General features: G+C 68.9%; 26 protein-coding genes and 1 pseudogene. 18 read left to right on the top strand and 9 right to left on the bottom strand.

Annotated features, from left to right (window positions below; genetic code table 11):
• Positions 1-41: 41 nt before the first annotated feature.
• Complete coding sequence (locus ACYVK5_RS07710; protein WP_460703499.1) at positions 42-1,493, bottom strand: MFS transporter; 1,452 nt, start codon at positions 1,491-1,493, stop codon at positions 42-44.
• Between the two features lie 85 nt (positions 1,494-1,578).
• On the opposite strand from ACYVK5_RS07710, the gene ACYVK5_RS07705 reads away from it, so the two are divergent.
• From ACYVK5_RS07705 to ACYVK5_RS07685, 5 genes are all read left to right on the top strand, one after another.
• Positions 1,579-1,965, top strand: a complete 387-nt coding sequence (locus ACYVK5_RS07705) for a MarR family winged helix-turn-helix transcriptional regulator (RefSeq protein ID WP_460703497.1) — start codon at positions 1,579-1,581, stop codon at positions 1,963-1,965.
• 325 nt (positions 1,966-2,290) lie between these two features.
• Entirely contained in the window at positions 2,291-3,559 is a 1,269-nt protein-coding gene (locus ACYVK5_RS07700) for an AAA family ATPase (protein WP_460703495.1), read from the top strand.
• Between the two features lie 6 nt (positions 3,560-3,565).
• Positions 3,566-4,186, top strand: a complete 621-nt coding sequence (locus ACYVK5_RS07695; RefSeq protein ID WP_460703493.1) for an RloB family protein — start codon at positions 3,566-3,568, stop codon at positions 4,184-4,186.
• A gap of 39 nt (positions 4,187-4,225) precedes the next feature.
• Positions 4,226-4,435 (top strand): DUF3322 domain-containing protein, encoded by a 210-nt coding sequence (locus ACYVK5_RS07690; RefSeq protein ID WP_460703585.1) that lies wholly within the window; start codon positions 4,226-4,228, stop codon positions 4,433-4,435.
• On the top strand, positions 4,435-4,764 hold the full coding sequence (locus ACYVK5_RS07685) for a hypothetical protein (protein WP_460703491.1): 330 nt from the start codon (positions 4,435-4,437) through the stop codon (positions 4,762-4,764). Before ACYVK5_RS07690 ends, ACYVK5_RS07685 begins: the two co-directional genes overlap by 1 nt.
• A 447-nt stretch (positions 4,765-5,211) precedes the next feature.
• Here ACYVK5_RS07685 and ACYVK5_RS07680 read toward each other — a convergent pair whose 3' ends face one another.
• A complete protein-coding gene (locus ACYVK5_RS07680) occupies positions 5,212-6,483 on the bottom strand; it encodes a hypothetical protein (RefSeq protein WP_460703489.1) in 1,272 nt (423 codons plus the stop codon).
• 303 nt (positions 6,484-6,786) lie between these two features.
• Between ACYVK5_RS07680 and ACYVK5_RS07675 the strand changes: the two genes are divergently transcribed.
• Genes ACYVK5_RS07675 through ACYVK5_RS07660 form a run of 4 tightly spaced genes read left to right on the top strand, consistent with a single transcriptional unit; the run spans position 6,787 to position 10,788 of the window.
• Entirely contained in the window at positions 6,787-7,623 is an 837-nt protein-coding gene (locus tag ACYVK5_RS07675) for an ABC transporter ATP-binding protein (protein ID WP_460703488.1), read from the top strand.
• A 38-nt stretch (positions 7,624-7,661) separates the two neighbouring features.
• Positions 7,662-8,669, top strand: coding sequence for an ABC transporter substrate-binding protein (locus ACYVK5_RS07670; RefSeq protein WP_460703486.1), 1,008 nt, complete (start codon positions 7,662-7,664; stop codon positions 8,667-8,669).
• A gap of 2 nt (positions 8,670-8,671) precedes the next feature.
• Entirely contained in the window at positions 8,672-10,408 is a 1,737-nt protein-coding gene (locus tag ACYVK5_RS07665; RefSeq protein WP_460703484.1) for an iron ABC transporter permease, read from the top strand.
• Positions 10,357-10,788, top strand: coding sequence for an iron chelate uptake ABC transporter family permease subunit (locus ACYVK5_RS07660; protein WP_460703482.1), 432 nt, complete (start codon positions 10,357-10,359; stop codon positions 10,786-10,788). Before ACYVK5_RS07665 ends, ACYVK5_RS07660 begins: the two co-directional genes overlap by 52 nt.
• 117 nt (positions 10,789-10,905) lie before the next feature.
• Here ACYVK5_RS07660 and ACYVK5_RS07655 read toward each other — a convergent pair whose 3' ends face one another.
• The 3 genes from ACYVK5_RS07655 to ACYVK5_RS07645 all read right to left on the bottom strand — a co-directional run bounded on the left by ACYVK5_RS07655 (position 10,906) and on the right by ACYVK5_RS07645 (position 12,440).
• Positions 10,906-11,091 carry a hypothetical protein gene (locus ACYVK5_RS07655; RefSeq protein ID WP_460703480.1) on the bottom strand — a complete coding sequence of 62 codons (186 nt, stop codon included), beginning with the start codon at positions 11,089-11,091 and terminating at the stop codon, positions 10,906-10,908.
• A gap of 222 nt (positions 11,092-11,313) precedes the next feature.
• The gene (locus ACYVK5_RS07650; protein ID WP_460703478.1) at positions 11,314-11,613 is read right to left on the bottom strand and encodes a thioredoxin family protein; all 300 of its coding nucleotides are present in this window, start codon (positions 11,611-11,613) and stop codon (positions 11,314-11,316) included.
• Positions 11,614-11,714: 101 nt separating this feature from the next.
• Entirely contained in the window at positions 11,715-12,440 is a 726-nt protein-coding gene (locus ACYVK5_RS07645) for a TetR/AcrR family transcriptional regulator (RefSeq protein ID WP_460703476.1), read from the bottom strand.
• Between the two features lie 77 nt (positions 12,441-12,517).
• Here ACYVK5_RS07645 and ACYVK5_RS07640 point away from each other — a divergent pair, with 77 nt between their 5' ends.
• From ACYVK5_RS07640 to ACYVK5_RS07620, 5 genes are all read left to right on the top strand, one after another.
• Positions 12,518-13,510: an ABC transporter ATP-binding protein gene (locus tag ACYVK5_RS07640; protein WP_460703474.1), complete on the top strand. Its 993-nt coding sequence runs from the start codon at positions 12,518-12,520 to the stop codon at positions 13,508-13,510.
• A complete protein-coding gene (locus ACYVK5_RS07635; protein ID WP_460703472.1) occupies positions 13,507-14,313 on the top strand; it encodes an ABC transporter permease in 807 nt (268 codons plus the stop codon). The genes ACYVK5_RS07640 and ACYVK5_RS07635 overlap by 4 nt, the downstream gene beginning before the upstream one ends.
• A gap of 13 nt (positions 14,314-14,326) precedes the next feature.
• Positions 14,327-15,082: an ABC transporter permease gene (locus tag ACYVK5_RS07630; protein WP_460703470.1), complete on the top strand. Its 756-nt coding sequence runs from the start codon at positions 14,327-14,329 to the stop codon at positions 15,080-15,082.
• 44 nt (positions 15,083-15,126) lie between these two features.
• Entirely contained in the window at positions 15,127-15,606 is a 480-nt protein-coding gene (locus tag ACYVK5_RS07625; RefSeq protein ID WP_460703468.1) for a YdeI/OmpD-associated family protein, read from the top strand.
• A gap of 125 nt (positions 15,607-15,731) precedes the next feature.
• Positions 15,732-16,121: a heavy metal-responsive transcriptional regulator gene (locus ACYVK5_RS07620; protein WP_460703466.1), complete on the top strand. Its 390-nt coding sequence runs from the start codon at positions 15,732-15,734 to the stop codon at positions 16,119-16,121.
• Between the two features lie 68 nt (positions 16,122-16,189).
• Here the strand turns inward: ACYVK5_RS07620 and ACYVK5_RS07615 are convergent.
• From ACYVK5_RS07615 to ACYVK5_RS07600, 4 genes and pseudogenes are all read right to left on the bottom strand, one after another.
• Positions 16,190-16,417 (bottom strand): annotated as a pseudogene (locus ACYVK5_RS07615) (trehalase-like domain-containing protein); the annotation flags it as partial.
• Positions 16,418-16,584: 167 nt separating this feature from the next.
• Complete coding sequence (egtD, locus tag ACYVK5_RS07610) at positions 16,585-17,583, bottom strand: L-histidine N(alpha)-methyltransferase (protein ID WP_460703464.1); 999 nt, start codon at positions 17,581-17,583, stop codon at positions 16,585-16,587.
• A gap of 74 nt (positions 17,584-17,657) precedes the next feature.
• Entirely contained in the window at positions 17,658-18,161 is a 504-nt protein-coding gene (locus ACYVK5_RS07605) for an SUMF1/EgtB/PvdO family nonheme iron enzyme (RefSeq protein ID WP_460703462.1), read from the bottom strand.
• 33 nt (positions 18,162-18,194) lie between these two features.
• Positions 18,195-18,950: a DinB family protein gene (locus ACYVK5_RS07600; protein WP_460703460.1), complete on the bottom strand. Its 756-nt coding sequence runs from the start codon at positions 18,948-18,950 to the stop codon at positions 18,195-18,197.
• Between the two features lie 460 nt (positions 18,951-19,410).
• Between ACYVK5_RS07600 and ACYVK5_RS07595 the strand changes: the two genes are divergently transcribed.
• From ACYVK5_RS07595 to ACYVK5_RS07580, 4 genes are all read left to right on the top strand, one after another.
• Positions 19,411-20,736 carry an ABC transporter substrate-binding protein gene (locus ACYVK5_RS07595; RefSeq protein ID WP_460703458.1) on the top strand — a complete coding sequence of 442 codons (1,326 nt, stop codon included), beginning with the start codon at positions 19,411-19,413 and terminating at the stop codon, positions 20,734-20,736.
• Between the two features lie 147 nt (positions 20,737-20,883).
• Positions 20,884-21,738, top strand: coding sequence for a carbohydrate ABC transporter permease (locus tag ACYVK5_RS07590; protein ID WP_460703583.1), 855 nt, complete (start codon positions 20,884-20,886; stop codon positions 21,736-21,738).
• Positions 21,735-22,571 (top strand): carbohydrate ABC transporter permease, encoded by an 837-nt coding sequence (locus ACYVK5_RS07585; protein WP_460703456.1) that lies wholly within the window; start codon positions 21,735-21,737, stop codon positions 22,569-22,571. Before ACYVK5_RS07590 ends, ACYVK5_RS07585 begins: the two co-directional genes overlap by 4 nt.
• Before the next feature lie 125 nt (positions 22,572-22,696).
• The gene (locus tag ACYVK5_RS07580; RefSeq protein WP_460703454.1) at positions 22,697-23,743 is read left to right on the top strand and encodes a LacI family DNA-binding transcriptional regulator; all 1,047 of its coding nucleotides are present in this window, start codon (positions 22,697-22,699) and stop codon (positions 23,741-23,743) included.
• The last annotated feature ends 2 nt before the right edge of the window (positions 23,744-23,745 follow it).

The raw sequence follows: 23,745 nt of genomic DNA, 5'->3' as shown, positions 1-23,745 counted from the left end.
CGGGCGCCTCGATCGGGCGGGCGCGCGCCTTGCCCCTCGGTTTACCGGGCGGGGCTGAGAGCGGGGCGGCGGCCGAGGAGTGCGGTCGCGCTGGCGATCAGCCCGGCCCCCGCCACCGCGGTCACCATGTACAACCCTGGCTGGTACTGGGTGATCGACGTGGCGGCACCGCCCGAGATCAGGGCGGTGACGACCGCGAGGACGACGGCTCCGCCGATCTGGCCGGAGGTCTGGACCAGGCCTGAGGCCAGGCCCTGCTCGTCGTCGGCGATGCCCTCGGTGGCCTGGACCATCACCGACGAGAAGCCGAGCGCGAAACCCAGGCCCAGCAGCGCGAACGCCGGAAGGTAGTCGGTGAGGTAGGACGGCTCGGCCGAGTCGCCGCGCAGGATGAACCACAGATAGCCGAGGACGAACGCCGCCATCGAGGTGACGATCATCGGCGTCGTGCCGAAACGGTCGATGAACCGGCCCGCGAGGGGCGACAGGATCGCGACGATGATGCCGGCCGGGGCCAGGGCGAGCGCCATCTGGATCGGCGCCCACTGGAGCGTGTTCTGCAGGTACAGGGTGACGATCGTCTGGAACGAGATGTAGGAGCCGAAGATCGCGAGCGCGGCCAGGTTGGCCCGGACGATCGACCTGATCCGGAAGATCCCCAGCCGCACCAGTGGCTCGCGGACCCGGTTCTCGAGCACGAGGAACGCGCCGAGGAGGATGGCTGCCCCTACCGCGGCCACGGTGACCAGCGGGGTGAACCCGGTCTCGGGGACGGTCACGATGGTGTAGACCGCTGCGAGCATCCCGCCGGTGAGGGTGATGGCACCGGCGAAGTCGATGTGGCCTCCCGCCGGCCGGGAGGTCCGAGGGACCACGATGAACGCGGCGATGGTCACCAGGACGACGACGGCGACCGGCGCGAAGAACGTCAGGCGCCAGTCGATGCTGGTCAGGGCGCCGGAGGCGATGAGGCCCGACGCGTAACCGGTGGCGCCGAAGACCGTGAAGATCGACAGGGCCTTGTTGCGGTCGTGGCCCTCGGAGAAGGTCGTGGTGATGATCGACAGGGCGGCCGGGGCGGTGAACGCGGCGGCGACGCCCTTGACGACGCGCGACGCGATCAGCAGAGCCTCGTTGTCAACGAGACCGCCCACGAGCGAGGCAGCGCCGAACACGACGAGTGCGGTGAGGAACACCGGCCGTCGGCCAAGGAGATCGGCCATCCGCCCGCCGAGCAGGAGCAGGCCGCCGTAGCCGAGGATGTAGCCGTTGACGATCCATTGGAGCGAGGTCGTTTCGAGGCCGAGTTCGGCGCCGATCGACGGAAGTGCGACGCCGACCATGGACACGTCGAGCGCGTCGAGGAACATGGCCAGGCCGGCGACGAAGAGCACGGCCCACAGTCGCGGCCCCCAGGGCTTCGGGGCGGGCGTCGCGTGATCAGCGGGTTCCGGGACCGGGGTGCCCGGAGTTCTTGTTTCGGTGAGCGCCATGGTGGCAACATAAATGCGCGTGCATGTGATGTCAACGCATAAAATGCGTGGACATGAGATGTGCGGGCATGGTAACGTCCCCGCCATGGAGGCTGCATCCGAGGTCGGCGTGGACGCTCGGTGGTCCGAGATGCTCCGCACCTACCACGCCGTTTCGAACGAGCTGGAGCACGAGCTCCAGGCCGGTCATGGCCTCGGCCTGAGTGACTTCGAGCTGCTCAAGACGCTCTGCCGGTGCTGCGGGCCGGACAAGGGCAAGGTGAAGATGAAGGATCTCGAGGCCGAGATGCACCTCAGTCAGAGTGCCTTCTCACGGACCGTCACCCGCCTGGAAAAGGCCGGGTTCGTGGAGCGCGCGGAGTGCGGCTTCGACCGCCGCTCGAACTTCCTCGCAATCACCGACGCGGGCGGCGAGCGCTACCTGTCGGCAGCCGAGACCTACCGGGCGGTCCTGAACGAGCACTTCGCCTGAAGCCGGTAGCGGACCTAGCGCCCGTACTGCCGCGCGCCCTGGGCGCTGCGTGAGCTGGGCGCTGCGTGAGCTGGTCGACATCTCTTACGGCATGGTGGTCGCGGCGCTCCCGAAACGGCTCCGCCCGCAGGAGTGAACGCGACGATTGCCCACCTGCTACCGGGTGGCAGTCCGACCGTAGAACAGGGAGTGCGCCTCCCATGCGGTACTCCAGGGACCGACACCACGCACGCTTCCTGCAGATTTTGAGCACGCAGACCGTCCATCGCGCATGACGTTGGCAGAATCCGTGTCGATCCTGCTTCAGATCGGCTAGCATCGAGGCATGCTCGCGCGCTTCGAGGTCAGGAACTTCCGGTCGATCGCCGAGCCGGTCGAGCTCTCGCTCGTCGCGATCGATACCGAACGCGAGGCCGCCCATGAGATGCCGAGCCTCGGTGAGCACCTGCTCACCCGTGCCGCCATCTATGGACCGAATGCCTCGGGCAAGTCCAACGTCCTCGCGGCGCTCGTCTGGCTGGTCGATGCAGTACGTGACTCCCTCAAGGCATGGGACGACGACATTCCCGTCGACCCGTTCGCCTTCGACGATCGGAGGGACACACCGACGGAGTTCACGGTCGACTTCGTCGTCAACGGGATCAGGTTCGAATACTTGCTGGAACTCACCCGGGCGGGTGTCGTGCGCGAGGAACTCCACCACTACCCGGAGGGCCGTGCCCGCCGAGTCTTCGAACGGGTGGGCGACGACGTCGTGTTCCACCGCAGCCTGGGTAACGGTGGCCCGTTCGTCGAGCTACTCACGCCGACGACGCTCCTGCTCTCGCTCGCGCGCCGCTTTGAAATGCCGGTCGCGGCCCGGTTCGCTCAGGCGTTCACCCGGACCGAAGCATTCGGCAAGCTTCCGAATCGCAGCCGGACCGTTGTCACGCCAATGAGTAGCGGGCCTACGACACGACTTTTCGACATCTCGCCCAAGGAACCAGACCAGCAAGATCTCTTCGGCGAGACCTCTGCGGGCCGCCGAGTGCAGGCACTGGACCTGCTTCGCCTTGCCGATCTCGGAATCGCTGATGTCGTCGTGGAGAGCAAGGAAGGTTCGCCGAACCGGGACCTCCGCACCGCCACGCGGCGACGACCGGTACTGCTCCACGAGACCGCTCAGGGATCGATTCCCCTGGAGCTCTCTCAGGAGTCCGAAGGCACTCGGACCTGGTTCGCTCTCCTCGCCCCTGTCCTGGATGCCCTGAACGCCGGTGCGCCCGTCGTCTTCGACGAACTCGACGCCAGCCTCCACCCGGTCCTGTCCGCAGAGCTCGTCAAGATCTTCCACGACCGGCGGACCAATCCCCGCGGCGCCCAGCTGATCTTCTCCACCCACGACACCAGCCTGCTGGCCCACCTCAACCGCGACGAGGTCTGGTTGACCCAGAAGCGTCCCGACGGCTCGACCGAGCTCGGCGCGCTCGCCGACTTCGCCGGCGAGCGTGTGCGCAAGTCGGCGAACCTGGAGTCCGCTTACCTGCACGGCCGGTACGGAGCGATCCCTGAGATCGACCCCACCCGGCTGCGCTCGCTCGGTCTCGCGGGCTGAGCGCCGATGGCCCGCAAGCAGTCGCTGTCGCGCACCAGCGCAAGAAAGGCTCCACGCCGCGTCATGGTCGTGTGGACCGAGGGTGAGGTCACCGAACCGGCGTACGTCAACGCACTCAAGCGGCTCGACCACGTGCGCGCGAACACCGCTCTCTCCATCAAGATCGCACCCGCACACACCGTGCCGTACCCCCTCGTCGAGGGAGCGATCGAGCAGGCGCGCGACCGCGACGTCGACGAGGTCTGGTGCCTCATGGACGTCGAGGCACCTCGACGGCATCCCAGGCTGGTCGAGGTTGTCGCGCTGGCCGCTCGGCATGCAAAGGTCCATCTTGCATTCTCGAACCCGTGCTTCGAAGCCTGGTTGCTGCTCCACGACCGTGACCTCGGCGGCTTCCTCACCACCGCTGAGGCGGTGAAGGCAGCGCAGGCGATGGACGGGGTCAACGGCAAGCATGTCGACGCAGCGCACCTCGTCGCGCGACGTGCCACCGCGTCCAAGCGAGCACAGAAGGCGCGGCGCCGACACGAGAAGGATGGCGTCATGTTTCCCGGCGACAATCCGGCGAGTCACGTCGATCTGTTCCTGGCAGCCGTCGAAGGCCCTTCCGGACATCCGGTGTCGTAGAGACCCGAACCGCGCAATCGAAGCGCGAGCCGGACACTTCTGCTGTCGCGACGGACTTCGTCCAATCCGAACCCACCATCGCCGCGTTCATCTGACGGCGGTGACGATGCCCGGCCGGCGGTCGCGCTGCGGCCGCCCACCGAGAGGCACGTGCTCGCCGGTGTCGAGGCGGCCCGGTCGTGGGCGGAGTCCTGGCGTGAGGCGGAGGGCCGGATGCCCGTCGATGTGGAGTGGGCGGAGCGCAGGTGATGGACCTCACATCGGAGCTGATCAGGCTAGCCGACCAGGACGTGCGGATCCGGCTGCTGCTCGGCGGCCCCGACGGACGGGGCCGTGGCCCGGCGCGACGAAGAGGAAGGGCGTGTGGGTATGGATGGCCGGCTGACCAGGCCGGATACGGGCTCGCCGCATGGTCCGGGCACCTGCTGACCACTCCAGGAGTGCAACTCAACCCCGCGTACCTGGTCGCGCATCTCGCGACGGTCGTCGTCAGCGGTGCGCTCGCGGTCGTGCTTGCCGTCCGGCACTTCAACCAGGGTCGGCGTCGGTGGCATCGCTCGCTACTGTCCTGCGCCTGAGATCCGTTATGGAAGTCGGTTGCGCTTCGTCGCGAACCGCAACCTCATGCCGGGCTGTCTCCGGCGAACCGCAGCAGCATGCAGACACCACGGGTCCAACCGCAGCCGCGCAGCGATTCCCTCTGCCCGAGCCGCACTCTGAGTTCGCTGGTGTCGGCCGAGCCGCAGCTTGAGTTCGCTGGTGTCGGCCGAGCCGCACCCTGAGTTCACCGATGTCGGCCGAACCGCAGCTCGAGGACGGTTTCCGTCGCCGAGCCGCAGCGACACGCCGACAACACTAGGAATTGTCGGCGTGTCCCTGCGGCTCGACCGTGGTCGGCAGACGCAGGCTGCGGCTCGACGGCGCTGGGCGGGCGCAGGCTGCGGTTCGCCGACACCGACCGACACACGATTGCGGTTCGCGACGAACCGCAACAGACCTCCACCCCGAATCTCAGGCCCAGGACACTAGCGTGCCGATCCGCGGCCGCCGCCTGTGGAGGTGAAGCGATGGAGGCCGGGGGCGTTGGTCGGTGGGAGCTGTTCGGTGAAGCCCTGGTCGACGACGAGATCGCGCAGGGGGTAGGGCAGTTCCGAGGTGCCTCGCCCGCGGTTCATGACGCCGATCATGAGGGTGAAGCTGCCGTGGAGCGGGGATCTGATGCCGACGCGGGCGTAGTCGCTGTCCGTGCGGACGGTGAGCCGGTCGATCTGTGTCCACGTCCACTCGAAAGAGTCCTGGGTCGAGGCGATGCGCACTCCCTGGGGCGTGATCTCCACGCGGTGGGTCGCGATGCCGTGGCGCAGAGCGAGGAGGAAGGCGCCCGCGATCGGGATACCGACCAGCAGGCCCACCAGCACGATCTCACGACGACCCAGTTCGATCCCGGTCTCCGTCTGGAGTGCGATGAGCGGCGCCAGCAGGATGGCCGCACCGATCACGGCGCCGAGAACAATGAGCCACGTGAGCGCGGCCATGGACAGCCGCTTGGCGCGTACCTCGATCCGGTACTCGTTCTCGTCCTCGGTCCAGACCGGCGTGCCGGCCGATGGCGCGGGCTTGCCGGTGGTGCCGGTCATCCGTGCTCGGGGGCGGGAGCGGCGCCACCAGAGACCTACCGGGATCGACAGGGCGAGCGCGACGGCGGTCCCCGCCAGGACGCCCGCGATCGGGGTCGGGCGGTCGGCCTCCGAGGTCAGGCCCCAGTCCCGCACGATCTCGCCGTCGTCGTCGAACTCGGTCTCCAGGCCGACCGCCGCCCCGGCGCGCACCGGCTCCCGGGCGAGCAGTTCCACCCACGCCGGCTCCTGGGGCGGCTCGGGCAGTCCCGGCCCGGTCCCGGCGGGCCGTTCCGCGACCTCGCGGTCGGTGACCTCCACGAGTGCCTCGCACCGGTACAGCCACCACAGCTCCAGTGCCCCGTGCTCACACGTGCCGGTCTCGACGACGTGGCCGGTGTACTCCGGGAGTTTCGTCGGCGCGTCGAAGTGCCACAGCAGCGCGGTGCCGACGTTGAGCGGGAGGGCGAGCCCCAGGAACAGGACCGTGAAGAGCAGGGGCGTCATCGGGCCGTCCGCGTTCGGGTTCCTCTCCGCGCTGCGGGCCCAGCGTTCGACGGTCTTGCGTGAGGGCCAGCGCAGCACCTTCGCGGCGAAGACCGCGACCAGCCACATGACCGGAACACTGACAACGACGATTGCGACCGCGATCCCCACCGACGGCCAGAAAACTTCCGACATCACGCCCCTTCCCGGCGTCGCCACACATGACGAGCCTATCGGTGCAAGAAGACATAAGCGGTGAACACGTGGCACGCCATCGGCCCTGGAGTCGGGCCCGAAGCGGTCGCGTGGACCACCGCCACGCTCGACGCGTCCGAGGAAGCCGTGGACACTTCCGTGGCCCGCCTGCCGCGGCGAACAGAGCACACCCATGGCCGAGGCGCCGGTGATGAGGCCGAGGCCGTCTCGCAGGTTGAGAACTGTGAGCCCACCTCGCGTCAATCTAGTTAGGTAAGGCTAACCAATAGTGAGGAGGGTGTCGTGGTCGAGCTGAACGGTCCGGACCTGTGGCTGCACGCCCGAGGGGTCTCGATCGCCTACGGCGGCGACGACGTCGTCCACCGGGCGGAGATCGCGCTCGCCCCGGGACGGGTGACCGCGCTGGTCGGGCCCAACGGATCCGGCAAGTCGACGCTGTTGCGCGGGATCGCCCGGCTGCAACGGCTGCGGACGGGCGCGGTCACCCTGCGTGACGGCCGGGACGCAGGTGACCTCGGCGCCCGGGAGTTCGCCCGTGAGGTCGCGATGCTCGCCCAGAGCCGGCCGACGCCGGTGGGCGTCACGGTGCGCGACGCCGTCGAGTTCGGCCGTCACCCACACCGCTCGCGGTGGCGGGGGAGCGACCCAGGCGGAGCGGAGCGGATCGAGTACGCGCTGCACCTGACGCGACTGACCGACCGTGCCTCGGACCTGATCGACGAGCTCTCCGGAGGGCAGCTCCAGCGGGTGTGGATCGCCGGCGCCCTGGCCCAGGACACCGACGTGCTGCTGCTCGACGAGCCGACCAACCATCTCGACCTGCGCTACCAGGTCGAGGTGCTCGAGCTGATCCGTGAGCTGGCCGACGACCACGGCATCGCCGTCGGCGCCGTGCTGCACGACCTCAACCAGGCCGCCGCGCTCGCCGACCGGGTGGTCGTGCTGAGCCGCGGGCACGTGGTCGCGGACGACGTACCCGCGCGGGCGCTGCGCGGCGAACTGCTCAGTGAGGTCTTCGAGATCGACATCGTCGTCGATCTCCAGGCCGAAGACCGCGTGCCACGAGTGCACGTACCGCGGCAGCTGCTGCGGCGACGGACCGCGACGGCCGACGCCTGAACGGCCAAGAACGGCCTCGACCAGAAGGAGAAGAACGAATGAGAACTGCTCGTGCCCTGTCGACCGCGCTGCTGGTGGGTCTGGCACTCACGGCTTGCGGGACGACCGACGAGGCAGCCGTACCCGAGACCGGCGCCGAAGGCACCGAGGCGGCGGTCGAGGCCGAACCCGTCACCGTCACCGACGCCCGGGGCGAGGAGGTCGTGCTGGAGGACGGGCCGGCGGAACGCGTCGTCGCCCTCGAGTGGAACCAGGCCGAGATGGTGACGACCCTCGGCGTCGACCTGATCGGCATGGCCGACCCGGCCGGCTACGAGAGCTGGGTGGGGGCCGGCGCCCCGCTGGACACGGACCCCGAGGACGTCGGGGTGCGTCGTGAGCCGAGCATCGAGGCGGTCGCCGACCTCGAGCCGGACCTCATCATCGGCGGATCGAACTCCATCCCCGAGGAGGCGATGGAACAGATGGAACGTATCGCCCCGGTAGCGATCATGGCCAGCGCCGACGCCGAGGACCCGCTGGGCACGATCACGGACGAGTTCCGTACCGTCGCCACACTGGTGGGCAAGGAGGCCGAGGCCGAGGACATGCTCGTCGAGCTCGACGAGACCCTGGCCGCCAACGCCGCGAAGATCGAGGCAGCCGGTCTGGCCGGCACGCCCGTGGTCCTGACCTCCCCGTACGCGGAGGGGGCGAACCTCTCGATCCGGATGCACGGTCCGCGCAGCGCGGTCCAGGCGGTCGCCGCCGAGATCGGTCTGGCCGCTGCCTGGCAGGACCCGGGCGACGACGGTTTCGGCCTGTCCTACCTGGACCTCGAAGGCCTGACCCAGCTCCCCGACGACACCCGCTTCCTCTACTGGGGCAACGACGGCGACGAGGAGGACGTGGTCGAGGCTGAGATGGCCGGGAACCCGCTGTGGGAGAACCTGGCATTCGTCGAGGCGGGCGAGGTGCACCGTGCCGCGGTCGGCATCTGGGCCTACGGCGGCCCCGCGTCGATGATGGCCTGGAGCGACGACCTCGTGCAGGTCCTGGGAGCCTGAGGATGAACCACGACGGCGCGGCCGCCACGCTCGACAGACCGGTCGCCGGACCCGCCGGCGTCCCACCCCCGCCCGAGAGGGTCGTCGCACGGTGGAAGGTGCCGGCGGCGGTCGGGGCGATCGCGGTGTGGTTGCTCGGCGCCGTCGTGGTGCACCTCACCCAGGGCACGGCCGACCTCACGGTCGCCGAGCTCTGGCAGATCGTCACCGGCTCCGGGACCGACCAGGGAGCCGCGGTCGTCGCTCAGTCGCGCGTGCCGCGGCTGCTAGCCGCGCTCGTTGTCGGCGCCGCCCTGGGTGCCGCCGGGGCCACGATGCAAGGAGTGGCCCGCAACCCGCTGGCCTCCCCGGACACGACGGCCGTGAACGCCGGTGCCTACCTGGCTCTCACGGTGGTGGCCGTCGCGGGCATCCCGCTGGGCGTCCTGTCCGGTGCCGCCGTGGCGTTCGCGGGCGGCATGCTGGCCGCGATCACGGTGATCGCCATCTCCTCGGGGTCGAGCGTCTCGGCGATCCGGCTGGTCCTCGTCGGCTCCGCCCTCACGCTGGGTATCTCCGCCATCACCTCGGTGCTGCTGCTCCTCTTCCCCTGGGAGACCCAGGGGCTGTTCGCCTGGGGAGCGGGATCCCTCGCGCAGAACGGCTCGCGCGCCATCACCCTGCTGGCCCCCGTCGTCGTGGTCGGCCTGGTCGCGCTCGTCCTGCTCGGCCGCCGCCTGGACCTGCTGCAGCTCGGCGACGACGCCGCCCGCTCGCTCGGGGTCCCGGTCGGGCGAACACGGCTCGGCCTGGTAGCGGTGGCAGTGCTGCTGGCCACGACGGCGGTCAGCGCGGCCGGCCCGATCGGCTTCGTCGGCCTGTGCGCACCGGTGCTCGTGCGGATGATCGCACGCGTCGTACCGCCCCTGCGGCGCCACCGCGTGCTCGTGCCGGTGAGCGCGGTCGCCGGGATCGCGCTCGTGCTGTCCGCCGACGTGTTCGTGCGGACCATGTTCGGCGCGGTCTCCGGAGTTACTCTCCCGACCGGGGTCATCACCTCGATCCTGGGCGCGATATTCCTGGTCGTGCTGGCCCAGCGCATGCGCACCGGGCTCACCGGCGACGCGCTGGCCTCGATGCGCGGCGGCGTCCGCAGCGCCATCGCGACGCGGGCGCTGCTGCTCGGGGTGCCGGCGGTACTGGTCGGCGTCGTGATCGCCGGCGTCCTGCTCGGCGACCGCACGGTGCTGCTCGGCGACGTCGCCAACTGGCTCCGGGGCATCGCCTCGGTCCGGATCGAGATCATCCTCGAGACCCGGATCCCCCGGGTCCTCGCGGCGCTGCTGGCCGGCATGGCGCTCGCGCTCGCGGGCGCGCTGGTGCAGGCCGTCACCCGCAACCCGCTGGCCGACCCCGGTGTGCTGGGCATCTCGGCGTCGGCCGGGCTCGGCGCCGTCACCACGATCGTCGTGTTCTCGACCGTCTCCTTCGCGCAGACCCTCACGGGTGCCCTGATCGGAGCGACGGCGGCGGCGCTGGCCATCTTCACCCTCGGTGCCCGGGGCGGCGCGGACCAGGGGCGCATGGTGCTGGTCGGTGTCGGTGTCGGCGCGGCCGCGAGCGCGCTGACGACCCTGCTGCTGTCCGGACCGATCCGTGGAACCAGAACGCCGCGATCACCTGGCTCGGCGGATCCACCTACGGTGCGATGTTTCCCCAGCTGCTCCCGCTGCTCGTGGTGCTCGTCGTCTCCGGCGTGATGCTTGTGCCGCTATGCCGCGACCTCGACCTGGTGCAGTGGGACGAGGTCACTCCACGGGTCCTCGGTGTCCGGGTGCCGCGGGTGCGCCGCGGCGTCGTCGCGCTGGCCGTGCTGCTGACCGCTGCGGCGACCGCCTGTGTGGGGGTGATCGCTTTCGTCGGGCTGGTGGCTCCGCACGCCGCGCGGATGCTCGTCGGCAAGCGGCACGCGGTGATGCTTCCCCTGACGGTGGCGCTGGGCGGGCTGCTCGTGGTGTGCGCCGACGTGGTCGGTCGTGTGGTCATCGCGCCCGCGCAGATCCCGGCCGGCCTCGTCTCCGCGGTGATCGGCACCCCGTACTTCGTCTGGCTCCTGTGGCGGATGCGGGCCCGGGCTTGACCGGATGGTTTCCCGCGGCAGTGTGAGTCCGGCGGCTGGCCTGCCCAGGTCCGGGTCATTCGGGCCTGAGGGCGATCCGATCGGGTGGGTCGGGTCTGGCTGAGACCGGTGGGCGGTTCATGGGCGTTCTTCGTCGTCGGGTTTGGTGGGCGTGAACGTGATGGCGTTCGTGGGTTCCTCGACGAGCAGGGCGACATCGCTGATGACGGGGAAGGTTCGTTGACGGCAGGTGTCGTTCCCGGTGGTGCTGACCGAGTACGGACTGTCCTGACTGCCATCGCCTGCGAGAACGGTGACGACCACGGTGGGGGAGTCGGTTCCTGCGATCTCGCACTCGGCAAGTCCCGCGGCTTCCCACAGGGCGCGGCTCGCCTCGGTCTCAAGTTGTACGAGCTGGGCCGTTCGCGGGGTGACCGCGGCCGGGTCCGCGCCGGGATCGTCGTCCTGTGCCGGGGTGGGGACGCTCCCGACACGCCGCGAGAAAGTCGCCCCGACGCCGGATCGAGGTGAGGCCAGGGGCGGGCTTCAGGCACGGGCGACGGCGGCGCGGAGCTGGTCGAGTGTGGGAGACCCGGCCGGGCCGTCCGGGGTCTGGTAAAGGCGGCACGCCAGGCCGACGCCGGCGTCCGGGCCGGCGAACGGGTCCGAGCCGTCGACCAGGATGCTCGGCGAACCGTGGAACCCGACCTGCTCGGCCTGGTCCAAGGTCTCGATCAGCTGACGAGTCACCGTGATGTCCGGCCGCTCGGCGGCGATCACGTCGACATGCTCCTGGGCGATCTTCCAGTTCGGGCAGCCGTCGAAGTACTGCAGCACGATCTCCATGCACCGACGGTAAACCTTCCCCCGAACTGGAAGGTCAAGCGCATCAGCTTTGGCGTGCGTCGGTTGTGTGGCGTGGCGGTTCGCCGACGGGCTTGTCGGTCTCATGCCCGGGGCGTGCCGGTGCCGGGGAGGGCGAGGCCTTTGATCATGAGGTCCAGCCCGGTCTCGAACATGTCGGTGGTGTCGCCGGTGCACACGAGGAGCGCGACGTCGATCAGGTGGTTGGGGGCGTCGGCAGGCAGGGCGCGGGCGACGCGGCTGATGCGCTGTGCGTCGGACTCGAGCGCCGCGGATGTCGTCGCCCCTGGGGCCAGGGCTCCCGCTCCGGGCGCCGGGAACCAGGAGAGCTCGCTGGTCGCGAAACCGATGGCGTAGGAGGTGACCACGCGCAGGATCTGAGCCCCCTCCTCCCGTGCGTCGGGCCGGCAGCACTGGAGCTGGGCGTCGAAGAGTTCGAGCGCGGGCACGGGTGCGACCGATTGGCCGACCCAGAGCGAGACGGTGCCGGGGTGCCGGCGGATAACGTCGCGGATGGCATGGGCGAGCGCCCGTAGCCACGCGGCCCAGTCGTCGTCGGGTGGTGCCGCCTGCGCGATCTCTTCCCAGATCAGTTCGGCGACTCCGGCCGCGAGGTCGTCCTTGCTGGTGACGTGCTTGTAGAGCGAGGCCGCCTCCACGCCGAGATCGGCACCCACCAGGCGCATGGTCAGCTTCCCGGCACCGTGACGGTCGATACGGTCCAGGGCTGCTCGCAGGACCCGGCGCCGGGTCAGCGGGACTCGCGCTCCTCGTGCCGCGGCGGGGGCTGCCGAAATTGATGAGCTCATTCTGGAATCCTAGGCGAACGATCTGCGTTGCCATCGTAAGCTAACATTGGTAGCCCGATCCAAGGAGGGATCAGCCGATGAGCCCGGCGATCGAGGTGCGCGACCTCGTCAAGACCTACCCGAAGCCCGGCGGAGGCCGGTTCAACGCCGTGGACGGCGTCTCCTTCGAGGTGCGGCGCGGCGAGATCTTCGGGTTCCTCGGCCCCAACGGGGCCGGCAAGACCACCGCGCTGGAGATCATCGAGGGGATCCGCCGGCCGACGTCGGGAGACGTCCGGGTGCTCGGTGTGGATCCCCGCCAGGACCTGGACCGGATCAAGCAGGTCATCGGCGTGCAGCTCCAGGCGGACTCCTACTTCAGCCTGCTGACGCTGGAGGAGATCCTGCGGCTGTTCGGCTCGTTCTATCCCAAGCGCCGCCCGCCGGCCGAACTGCTGGACACCGTGGGCCTGCTGGGCAAGCGCAAGGCCTACGTGCGGCAGCTCTCCGGCGGGCAGAAGCGCCGCTTCTCGGTCGCCGCGGCCCTGGTCAACGATCCCGACGTCATCTTCCTGGACGAGCCGACCACCGGCCTCGACCCCCAGGTGCGTCGCAACCTCTGGGAGCTGGTGCAACGGCTCAACCGCGACGAGCACAAGACGATCGTGCTCACCACCCACTACATGGAGGAGGCGGAGCTGCTGGCGGACCGGATCGCCATCATCGACCACGGCGAGATCCAGGCGCTCGAGACCCCGCGCGGACTGATCGCCCGCCTCGACGGCCACGGGCACATCGACTTCGCCACCACCCGCCCGGTGGATGCCCGTGACCTCACCACCCTGGCCGGTGTGCGGGACCTGACCGCCAGGACCGACGGCTCGGGTCCGGAGGGTATCGGGCCGGCCAGCTACCGGCTCCAGGTCAGCGACCCGGGTGCGGCCGCCACCGCGTTGCTGGCCTGGGCCGAGCGCGAGGCCGTGGAGTTGCGCGGCCTGCAGGTCGTCCCGGGCACCCTGGAGGACGTCTTCCTGTCGCTCACCGGGCGAGACCTGCACAACGACCGTCAGAACAGCAGGACACCATCATGACCGGCACCCTGCCGATGACCAGCACTCCGCGGATGGCCGGCGCCCTGCGGCCCACGGGCATCTGGCGGATGACGGTCGCGGCCACCAAGCACCTGGTGCGCGGCCGCGACATCATCGTCGCGGCGCTGGTGGTGCCGCTGGTGGTACTGGGCGTGCTGACGCTGTTCGCCGATCTCGACTTCGCCACCGGCGAGCGCTCCATCGGGTTCACCGAGCTGATGGTCACCGGCGCCGGCGTCATGATGGTGGCCGTCGGGAACAACCACGCCTTCGTCTCCGAGATCGCCACCTACAAGGCCACAGGCGTCCTCAAACGCCTCGCGGTCACGCCCATCTCCCCGGCCGCCGTGATCATCGGGCAGGTGGTGCCCCGCCTCACCATCGGCGTCGCGCTCAGTCTGGGCTACCTCGTCGTCGCCGCGGCGCTGGGGGTCGAGATCACGCTCGGAGCGCAGGCCGTGGGCGTCGGCCTGGTCCTGGTGATGATCGCGGCGACCCTCCAGACCTGGGGCTTCTTCGTCGCCGGCTTCACCAGGAGCCCCATGAACGCCAACGCCCTGGACACGTTCGCGATGTTCTGGCTGTTCCTGCTGAACGGGGCGATGTTCCCCCTCGACGCGTTCCCGTCGTGGCTCGAACGCGTCGCGGAGTATCTCCCGACCACCGGCCTGATCGAGGCCATCCGCGGCCTGACCGTGCACAGCCAGGGACTGACGGGCTTCGGGCCGCAGTTGCTGGTCGGCGTCGCCTGGATGGCGATCCTCGCCGTGGCGGCGGCCCGCACCTATCGATTCACGAGCTGAACGGGAGTCGACCGTGAGGTCCCAGTTCGCAACCCTCTTCGGCACCAGCACCACGATGATGCTGCGCTCCCGCGGCGTCGTCCTCGTGATGGTCGCCATCCCGACCTACGTGATCGTGTACGCCCTGCTGGACGTCGACTGGCGGTTCGGGGCGCAGCGCGTCGACCTGTTCGACTTCGTCCTGCCAGGGCTGGCCGCGTTCGCGGCCGCGCACATCCTCCTGGACACCGCGGTCGCGGTGGGTGCCATCTACAAGGCCCGGGGCGTGCTCACCCGCCTGGCCGTCACCCCCGTCTCCGCACCCCTGCTCATCACCGTACAGATGCTCACCTATACGATCCTGGGCGTGGTCACGGGAGCCGCGATGCTCCTGGCCGGCGCACTGGCGGGAGCACATGTGGAGATCACGCCGAACCTGCTCTGGCTGGTCCCGCTCCTGGCCCTGGTCATGTTCACCAACATGGGCCTGGCCTTCACCATCGCAGGCCTCATGCCCAACCCGGCGAGCGCAAACCAGCTCAGCAGCGGACTCGGCATGCCCCTGATGTTCCTCTCCGGCGCCATGCTGCCCCTCGACGTCCTGCCCGGAGCGCTACCCGACATCGCCCGGATCGCCGTCCCGTTCGCCTCACCGATCGAAGCCATGCGTGGGATCGTCCTTGACGGAGCACCCATCACCCAGTACGGCGCCGAAGTTCTCATCGCCGCGACCTGGGCGGTCGCCATGCTCGCCGCAGCGACAGCGGCATACCGGTTCGACCACGAATGAGAACCGGGCACCCGCGGCGCCGAACGGTGGGTACCGTGGCCAGGGTGGGAACAGAGCGAGCAGAGCGTTTCACCACCGTCGTGCGGATCGATGACCGGGGCCGCACCCATGTGCCCGTTCCGTTCGAGCCCGACGAGACCTGGGGAACAAAACCGCGTCATCACGTCACCGGGACCCTGAACGGGCTGGGACTGCGCGGCGTGATCGACCGGACAGCGCACGGCCCCGAACTCGTCCTGGGGCCCGCATGGTGCCGGGATGCGCAACTCACCACGGGGGACCGGGCCGACGTGGTCCTTGGCCCTGAGGGGCCCCAGCGCAGCGACCTCGCTGCCGACGTCGCGGCCGCCCTCGACGCGGCGCCCGACGCCGGTGCCTTCTTCGACTCGCTCGCCCAGTTCTACCGCAACGCCTACCTGCGCTGGATCGATGCCACCAAACGCCGCCCCGAACAACGCCCGGTGCGAATCGCGGAGGTCGTTCGCCTGCTCCAGGAAGGCCAGAAGGAACGCCCGAAGAGATGAGCGCACCTTGACGCCACGATGATGCCCATCGGTGGTCATCGCTCGCTGCGGGGCGAGTTCAGCGCTCAGACCAGAACCTTCCAGTCAGCAGGAAGGCCGAGGTACGGTCGGACCAGGAGGTCATCATGCGGATCGGGGAGGTCGCCGACGCGGCCGGTACCAACGCCAAGACGTTGCGCTTCTACGAGGAACAGGGGCTGCTTCCCGAGGTCGGGCGTACCCCGGCCGGCTACCGGGACTACCCACCGGAGGCCGTCGCCCGGGTCGACTTCGTGCACCGCGGGAAGGCTGCGGGGCTCACCCTCGCGCAGATCAAGCAGATCCTCGACATCCGGGACCGCGACCAGGCCCCGTGCGAGCACGTCCGCGACCCGCTGGACACCAAGCTCGCCGATCTCGACGAGCAGATTCGCCGGCTGACCGAGCTGCGCGGAACTGTGACGGAGCTCCGAGATCGAGCGGCCACCTCCGACCCGGACAGGTGCCGCGCGGACCAGGTCTGCCAGTACCTGTGACCGGTGCCTGCGGCACCTACGAGTCCCTCGCGACGGCGTCCTTGCGCGCGATCGGTGGTGAAGACCGTCTGCAGAACCAGGGTTTCAGGCACATATTGGCGGCGGACTTCACCGTCGGCCGAACCGGTCGGCCGGATCGTCCAGGCGCCCGCCTCGGCGTCGAGCAGCCGGCCGAAGACCGACGGGCTGTCGAAGCGGGGAAACCCGAGCCAGTCGACCGAGCCGTCCCGGCCGACCAGGGCGGCGCAGTGGCGGTCGGACAGCAGCGCGTAGTCCGCAATCGGTTGCCGGCTCACCACTCACCTCCGAACAGGGTCCAGACTTCACGCCGGACAGGCCCGTCACTTTGTGAAACCGGCCTGAGCGGTCACCGATCCCACTCTCGTCGCGGGCATCTCGCTTCGCATCCGGTGTCAGGGACGGACCGTCGAGATCGTCAGACCCGGCTACCCACGGATCCGGGTCAGAGCGTGGCCAGGACGAGGGCGTAGTCGCCCGCCAGATCCTGCCACCAGCGGGATGGCGTGAAGCCTGCCGCCCGGAGGTCCGACTCCGCGGTCTCGCGCGTGAACTTTGACGAGTACTCCGTCAGGAGGGTCTCGCCCGCGCTGAAGCGGACCACCAGGTCGAGCTCGGTCAGCTTGACCTCCATCGCCTCGCGGGCCCGCAGGCGCATCTCGATGCGGGACTCCTCCTCGTTCCAGGAGGCGACGTGGTCGAACGCGTCCGGCTCGAAGTCCGCGTCGAGCTCCCGGTTGAGGACGTGGAGCACGTTGCGGTTGAACGCGGCGGTGACTCCGGCGGCGTCGTCGTACGCCGCGAGCAGCCGTTCCGGCGCCTTGACCAGGTCGAGTCCGAGCAGCAGCGTCTCGCCCGGCGCCATGCCCGACGCCAGGTCGCGGAGCCAGCGGCGCCGCCCGTCGGCGGAGTAGTTCCCGAGTGTGCTGCCGAGGAACGCGATGGTGCGGCGTCCGGGGGCGGGCAGGTCGGCCAGGTGCCGCTCGAAATCCGCGACGACACCCACGACATCGAGCCCCGGGTACTCTCCCCGCAGCTCCGCGACCGCCGCGCCGAGCGCGGCCTGGCTCACGTCCACCGGGACGTAGCCGGCCAGGTGGCCGTCGCCCGCGAGCGCGTCCAGCAGCAGCCTGGTCTTCTCGCTCGATCCGGAACCGAGCTCGAGCAGCACCTGCGCCCCTGCCGCGTGGCCGATCTCGGCGGCGTACCGGTGCAGCAGCGCGCTCTCCGCGCGCGTGAGGTAGTACTCCTGCAATCGCGTGATCTCCTCGAACAGCTCGCTGCCGGCCGCGTCGTAGAAGTACTTCGGCGGGAGCTGCTTGCGGGTGCGGGTGAGCCCGTCGAGGACGTCGGCCTCCAGGGTCCGACGGCGATCCTGGGGCGTGAGCAGCACCTCGATGCGAGGTGCCCCGTGGCTGTCGTCCACCCGGCCGTCGTCGTCCATCGGTACGACCGTGCGGCGCGCGTGCGCGCCCCGATCGCCCGTGCCGCCGCCATGCACGTGGTCCGCCGGCCCGTTCACCCGGCCGCCCCGTCGTCCGCGAGCCGGACGCCGGTGACCGGCCAGCGGGCGCCGGGCGGGAAGAAGTTCCGGTACGACGCCCGTGCGTGGCCTGGCGGGGTGAGCGCGCAGCCGCCCCGGAGGACCATCTGGCTGGACATGAACTTGCCGTTGTACTCGCCGATCGCGCCCTCGGCCGGGTGGAAGCCGGGGTAGGGCAGGTAGGACGAGGACGTCCACTCCCAGCAGTCGCCGAACATCTGCCGCGGTCCTCCGGTGGGCGGGCCTGCCGAGCGGGGGTGGTAGGTGATGCGGTCGGCGAGCCCGGCGCCGTCGTGCACGGGGCCCGCGCCGCCGTCGGCCTCCAGTGCCGCGTGCTCCCATTCCGCCTCGGTGGGTAGCCGCTTGCCCGCCCACGTCGCGAACGCGTCCGCCTCGTAGTGGCTGACATGGCACACCGGCAGCGCCGGGTCCACGGGCCAGGTGCCGTGCAGCGTGTGCTCGAACCACTGGCCGTCCACGTGCGACCAGTAGAACGGTGCGGCCCAGCCTTCCTACTGGACACGGCCCCAGCCGTCGGACAGCCACAGTTCGTGGCGCCCGTAGCCGCCGTCGGCCATGAACTCCAGCCATTCGCCGTTGGTGACCAGGCGGTCCGCGAGCCGGTAGGGCCGCAGGAACTGCTGGTGGCGCGGCAGCTCGTTGTCGAAGCAGAAGCCGCCGCCCTCGCTTCCGATCTCGACCAGCCCGCCGTCGCACTCGGCCCAGCCCAGAGGCCCGGGATCGGCGCTCTGCTCGGGGACTCCCGCGTACACCGGCTCCAGCGGGTTGAGGGAGAGCACGTGCTTGATGTCCATCAGCAGCAGCTCCTGGTGCTGCTGCTCGTGATGGAACCCGAGTTCGACGATGTAGGCGAGCTTCTCCCAGGTGCCGTCGTCGATCCGGTCGATCAGGTCGCGCATGCGGTCGTCCACGTTGCGGCGGTACTCGCCGACGTCGTGCGCCCCGGGCCGGCTGATCACGCCGCGCATCGGGCGCGAGTACCGGGGTCCGACGGCCTCGTAGTAGCTGTTGAACAGGAACCAGTACTTGTCCTGGAACGGCGCGAACCCGGGCTCGTGCCCGGCGAGGACGAACGTCTCGAAGAACCAGGTCACGTGGGCCCGGTGCCATTTGGTGGGGGAGACGTCCGGCATCGACTGGACGGTCTGGTCCTCCGGTGAGAGGGGCGCCGCGAGCTCTTCCGTGTAGCGGCGCACCCCGTCGTAGCGGGCGAGCGCTTCGGTCGTGTTGAACCTGGGACTAGACATGACAGGCCTTCCGGTCGAAGGGGGATCAGAGCGCGTCTGGACCGGCGGTGAGAGCCGCGGCCTCGTGCCAGACCTGCGAACCGATCAGCGCCGGCCGGGCGAGTCGGGCGTACGGCGGCGCGCCGGGCATCAAGCGTAGTGGCACGTCGCGGCATGAACGCAGTCTTGCCTCTCGCGGCCGGCGCATTCTGTGAGCGTGCTCACCGATCACCGATCACCGAAGCGGGTGCCGCAAGTAGGCATGGGCATGGGCATGGGCATGGGCGCGGGCCGTGCCCGGTGCGAGGCTCGCGCGGGTCCGGGACCCGCCCCGACGACTCCTCTTCGCGCTGGAATTGGTGGAGGTTGGTTGCGTCAGGCGGACGGCGCCGCTACTGTCGTGCCAAGACGTTTTGCCAAGACGTTTTGGCGGCGACGTCGAGTCGCCTCTCTATCTCGATGACGAATGGAGTTCGAAGTGATGAAGCTTCGCATGCGCGCAGAGGGCCGCGCCCGTCGCGTCCTTGCTGCCACCTCAACAGTTGCCGCTGCAGCCCTCGTGCTGAGTGGCTGCGGCGCCGGAGGCGGGGGTGCGGCCGAGACGGGCTCGGGCAGCCAGACGCTGACCGTCGTGGTCGAAGGAGGTGGCAAGGCCGAGCTTCAGCCTGTCGCCGACCTCTACAAGGAGGAGACGGGCACGGAGGTCGAGCTCGTCGAGTTGCCGTACGCCGGCCTCTACGACCGGGTGTCCTCGGAGCTGAAGGCTGGAGAACCGTCATTCGACGTCGCCGCGCTCGACGCCATCTGGCTGACTGCCTTCGCCCCCGGGCTCGCCCCGATCGACGATCTCTTCACCGACGACGTGACAGCTGATCTGTTCGGTGGCCTCGTCTCGGAGGCTCAGGTCGACGGCCACTTCGTCGGGATGCCGGTCTGGACGAACTCGGAGATCCTCTTCTATCGCACTGATCTCTTCGAGGACCCGACGAACATGACCGACTTCGAGGAGAAGTACGGCTACCCCCTCGCTCCTCCTACCACCTGGGAGGAGTACAAGGACGTCGCTGAGTTCTTCACGCGCGACACCGACGGAGACGGCAAGACCGATCTCTACGGCACCGACGTCAAGGGTGCGGTGGAGACCGAATGGCTGGCCACCGTGTCTCAGGCCGGTGAGGAGCACATGGTCCTCGACGCCGAGACCAACGAGGTGACCATCGACGACGAAGCGCACAAGGCGGCGCTCGACTACTACATCAGCCTTCTCCCGTACGCCCCCTCAGGGGCTGCCCAGCTCGATTGGGCGGGATCGCAGAACCTCTTCTACCAGGGGCAGCTCGCGATGGTGCGGTTCTGGGGCCACGCCTATCGTCAGACCCCGGATGACTCGCCCATCAAGGATGACATCGGTGTCGCGCCGATGATCGGCGGATCGGGCGGTGTCGCCGGCGTCCCGGGAGCCTGGTACCTGTCGGCCCCGTCCACCGGCAAGAACCAAGAGGCAGCGAAGGACTTCATCCAGTTCGCTTACGAGCACAACGATCTCTCGGCCGACACGTCACTGGGTCTCGTGGCTCGCAAGAGCGCCTTCGAGAGCAAGGACGGCGTGGCCGGGTACGAGAACTATCCCGCGCTGGTCGCCACGCTCGAGTCTTCACAGTCGCTGCCTCGTCCGGCGACCGAGAACTGGCAGGAGATCGTCGATTCGGTGCTGGTGCCGATGCTGCAGAAGGCCGTCGAGCCGGGCGCTGACACCAGCGAGCTGCTCGAGGACGCGAAGTCTCAGATCGAAGCGATCGTCGAGTAGACGATCCAGGTTCAGGAGTACTTACCTGTGGACACCTCCACCACTTCTCGATACGCCGAGGCCGGGACGGCGCGCGCTGTCCCGGCCCCGGGCCGGACTCGATCGAGCGGCAAGGACCGGGGCGATCGCCGGTTCGCCCTGCTGCTCATGGCGCCGGCGGCGATCTTCCTCGCGATGTTCGTGCTGTGGCCACTCGCGCGGTTCGTCTATGACAGCTTCTTCGAGATCTCTCCGTTCGCGGGCGCACCGAGGACATTCGTCGGATTCGCGAACTACGCGACCGTCTTCGCCTCAGAGGCGTTCCTCTCGGCGTCGGTTCGTACCGTCGCGTACACGCTCATCGTCGTTGCCATGGAGTTCGTCCTCGGACTTGCCGTGGCTCTGCTGTTCACGGCGCTCGGTCAGCGATCGGCGGTGTTCCGCACGGTGTTCATGTACCCGCTCATGATCGCTCCCGTCGTGGCAGGCCTCCTGTGGCGCTTCCTGCTGATCGACAACCTGGGGATCATCAACCAGCTGCTCTTCGAGTCGAACATCCTCGCCAGCCCGGATCAGATCCAGTGGCTGAGCGACCCCGACATCGCGCTGTTCTCCGTCGCGATCCCCGACATCTGGCTCACGACCTCGTTCATCACTCTGGTGCTGTTCGCCGGCCTGCAGAACATCCCGGGAGAAGTGATCGAGGCCGCACGAATCGATGGCGCAAAGTATCCGCGCATCCTGTTCAGCATCATCATCCCGCTGCTGCGACCCGTCATCGCGGTCGCGCTGATCGTCCGCGGTATCGATGCTGCTCGAGCATTCGACATCATCCTCATCCAGACCGATGGGGGACCGCAGGGGAGCACGACCACACTGAGCCTCCTGATCTACAGAACCATGACCCGATTCGGTGATCCCGGGCTCGCCAGCGCGATGGGCACCATCTACCTCATCGTGATGCTGGCAGTCGCCATCGCCGCAATCACCCTCATCTGGCGTCCAGGAAGCAGTGCACGATGAATCCACTCGAAACCCGCGGCCGCAGCCGGATCATCCTCTGGGTTCTCCTCGCCTCCACGATCATCCTCTACGGCTTCCCGTTCATCTACCTCCTCTTCACCTCCTTCAAGACGCCGCTCGACGCCATCGCCGTGCCGCCCGGCGTGCTTCCCGAGGTGTGGACCCTCGAGAACTACGTCTCTGCGCTCACTCGAGAAGGGGTGCCGGCCGCGCTGATCAACAGCGTGGTGACGGCGATCATCTCGACTGCGCTCTCGCTCGTCCTCGCGGTACCGGCCGCCTACGCGATCACACGGTTCCGCACCCCCAGTGGTCGGGTGTTCATCGTCGCCGCACTGGTGACGCGCATGGTGCCGACCATTGCCGTCGGCGCGCCGCTCGTCGCGACCATGCGCGGCCTCGGGGTGACGGACACCTCCTTCGGTCTCGCGTTGGCTCACACAACGATCTCGCTTCCCCTCTCGATCTGGCTGATGGCGAGCTTCTTCGAGGCCGTGCCGGACGAACTCAGCGAGGCGGCGGGCATCGACGGGTGCAACCGCCTGCAGGCGATGATGCGCGTCGTCCTGCCGATGGTGTCCGGCGGCTTGGCCGTGACCGCGATCTTCGCCTTCCTGGCTTCCTGGAACGAGTTCCTGTTCGCCCTGCTCCTGACCTCGGTGCGTGCCCAGACGACTCCTGTCGTGATCGCGAACTTCCAGAGCCAGTTCGGGCTCGACTGGGGCGGGATGACGGCCCTCGCCGCGGTCTACTCGATCCCCGTCATCCTGCTCACCCTCTTCCTGCAGCGACACATCGTCGCGGGACTCACCCTCGGTGCGGTCAAGGGATAATTCATGACATATGAACGTCACCAGTCCGCACGCGGAGAATTTGCGCTCGCGTCACACCCGCGTGTCCGGCGGGTCACGATCACCGTGGCGAAAGAGCGTGCCGGTCTGATGGAGGAGGAAGAACTGTGGCCGTGAAAAGTGCAGGAATCCGGGATGTCGCCGAGCTTGCCGGCGTGTCGGTGACAACCGTCTCGCACGTACTCAACAACACACCGCATACGAGGGTCGCCGAAGAGACGAAAGCGCGCGTGCGTGATGCGGCGAAGACTCTCGGATACGGACCGAACCGTGCAGCCCAAGCACTGCGCACGAACCGTTCCGGGCTCGTCGGGCTTCTCAGCGAGGAAATCGCTACCACCCCGCACGCCGGGCGGATCATTCTGGGCGCTCAGAATGCTGCTCGTGAGCATGACCTGACGCTGGTCATCATCAACACCGATCGGGAGTCCGGAGCCAATGCGCACAAGGACGATGTGCAGGCGCTGATCGACCGGCAGGTCGACGCGGTGCTGTACGCCACGATGTATCACCGAAGAGTCTTCCTCCCGCCGAATCTGCAGGACCTCCCCACGGTCCTCATCGACTCGACCGACAGGGCGGGGATCGTCCCCGCGGTCGTTCCGGATGAGGTGGGCGGCGCGATCGCCGCGGTCACGCATCTCGTCGAAGCAGGGCACACTCGGATCGGCTTCCTCAACAACGATGACGATGTTCCGGCCACCCATGGCCGGCTCGAGGGGTATCGACGGGTTCTGGAAGAGCACGAGATCCCCTACGACGCATCGCTCGTCTCCTCGGCGCCGTCGGAGACGCTCCCCGGATACGAGCTGGCCCGAGAGATGCTGAGCAGAACCGATCGTCCGACGGCCCTGTTCTGTTACAACGACCGGATGGCGATGGGCGCCTACCGGGCGGCCACGGAGCTCGGTCTCGGCATTCCGGATGATCTCTCGATCGTCGGGTTCGACAATCAGGAACTCATTGCGGCGAACCTCTTCCCCGGCCTGACCACGGTCGCCCTTCCGCACTACGAGATGGGCGCCTGGGCGGTCGACACTCTTGTCCGCCTGCTCCACGGCGAGGCCGACCACAAGCTCCTCGCCGAGGAACCCAGGATTCTCGACTGCCCACTTGTCGTTCGAGGCTCGGTCGCCACGCCACACGCCAACTGAAA

The sequence above is a fragment of the Myceligenerans halotolerans genome, from assembly GCF_054782975.1.
Note: the sequence above shows the minus strand (reverse complement) of the source record. Positions and strands in the feature narration are given on the sequence as shown.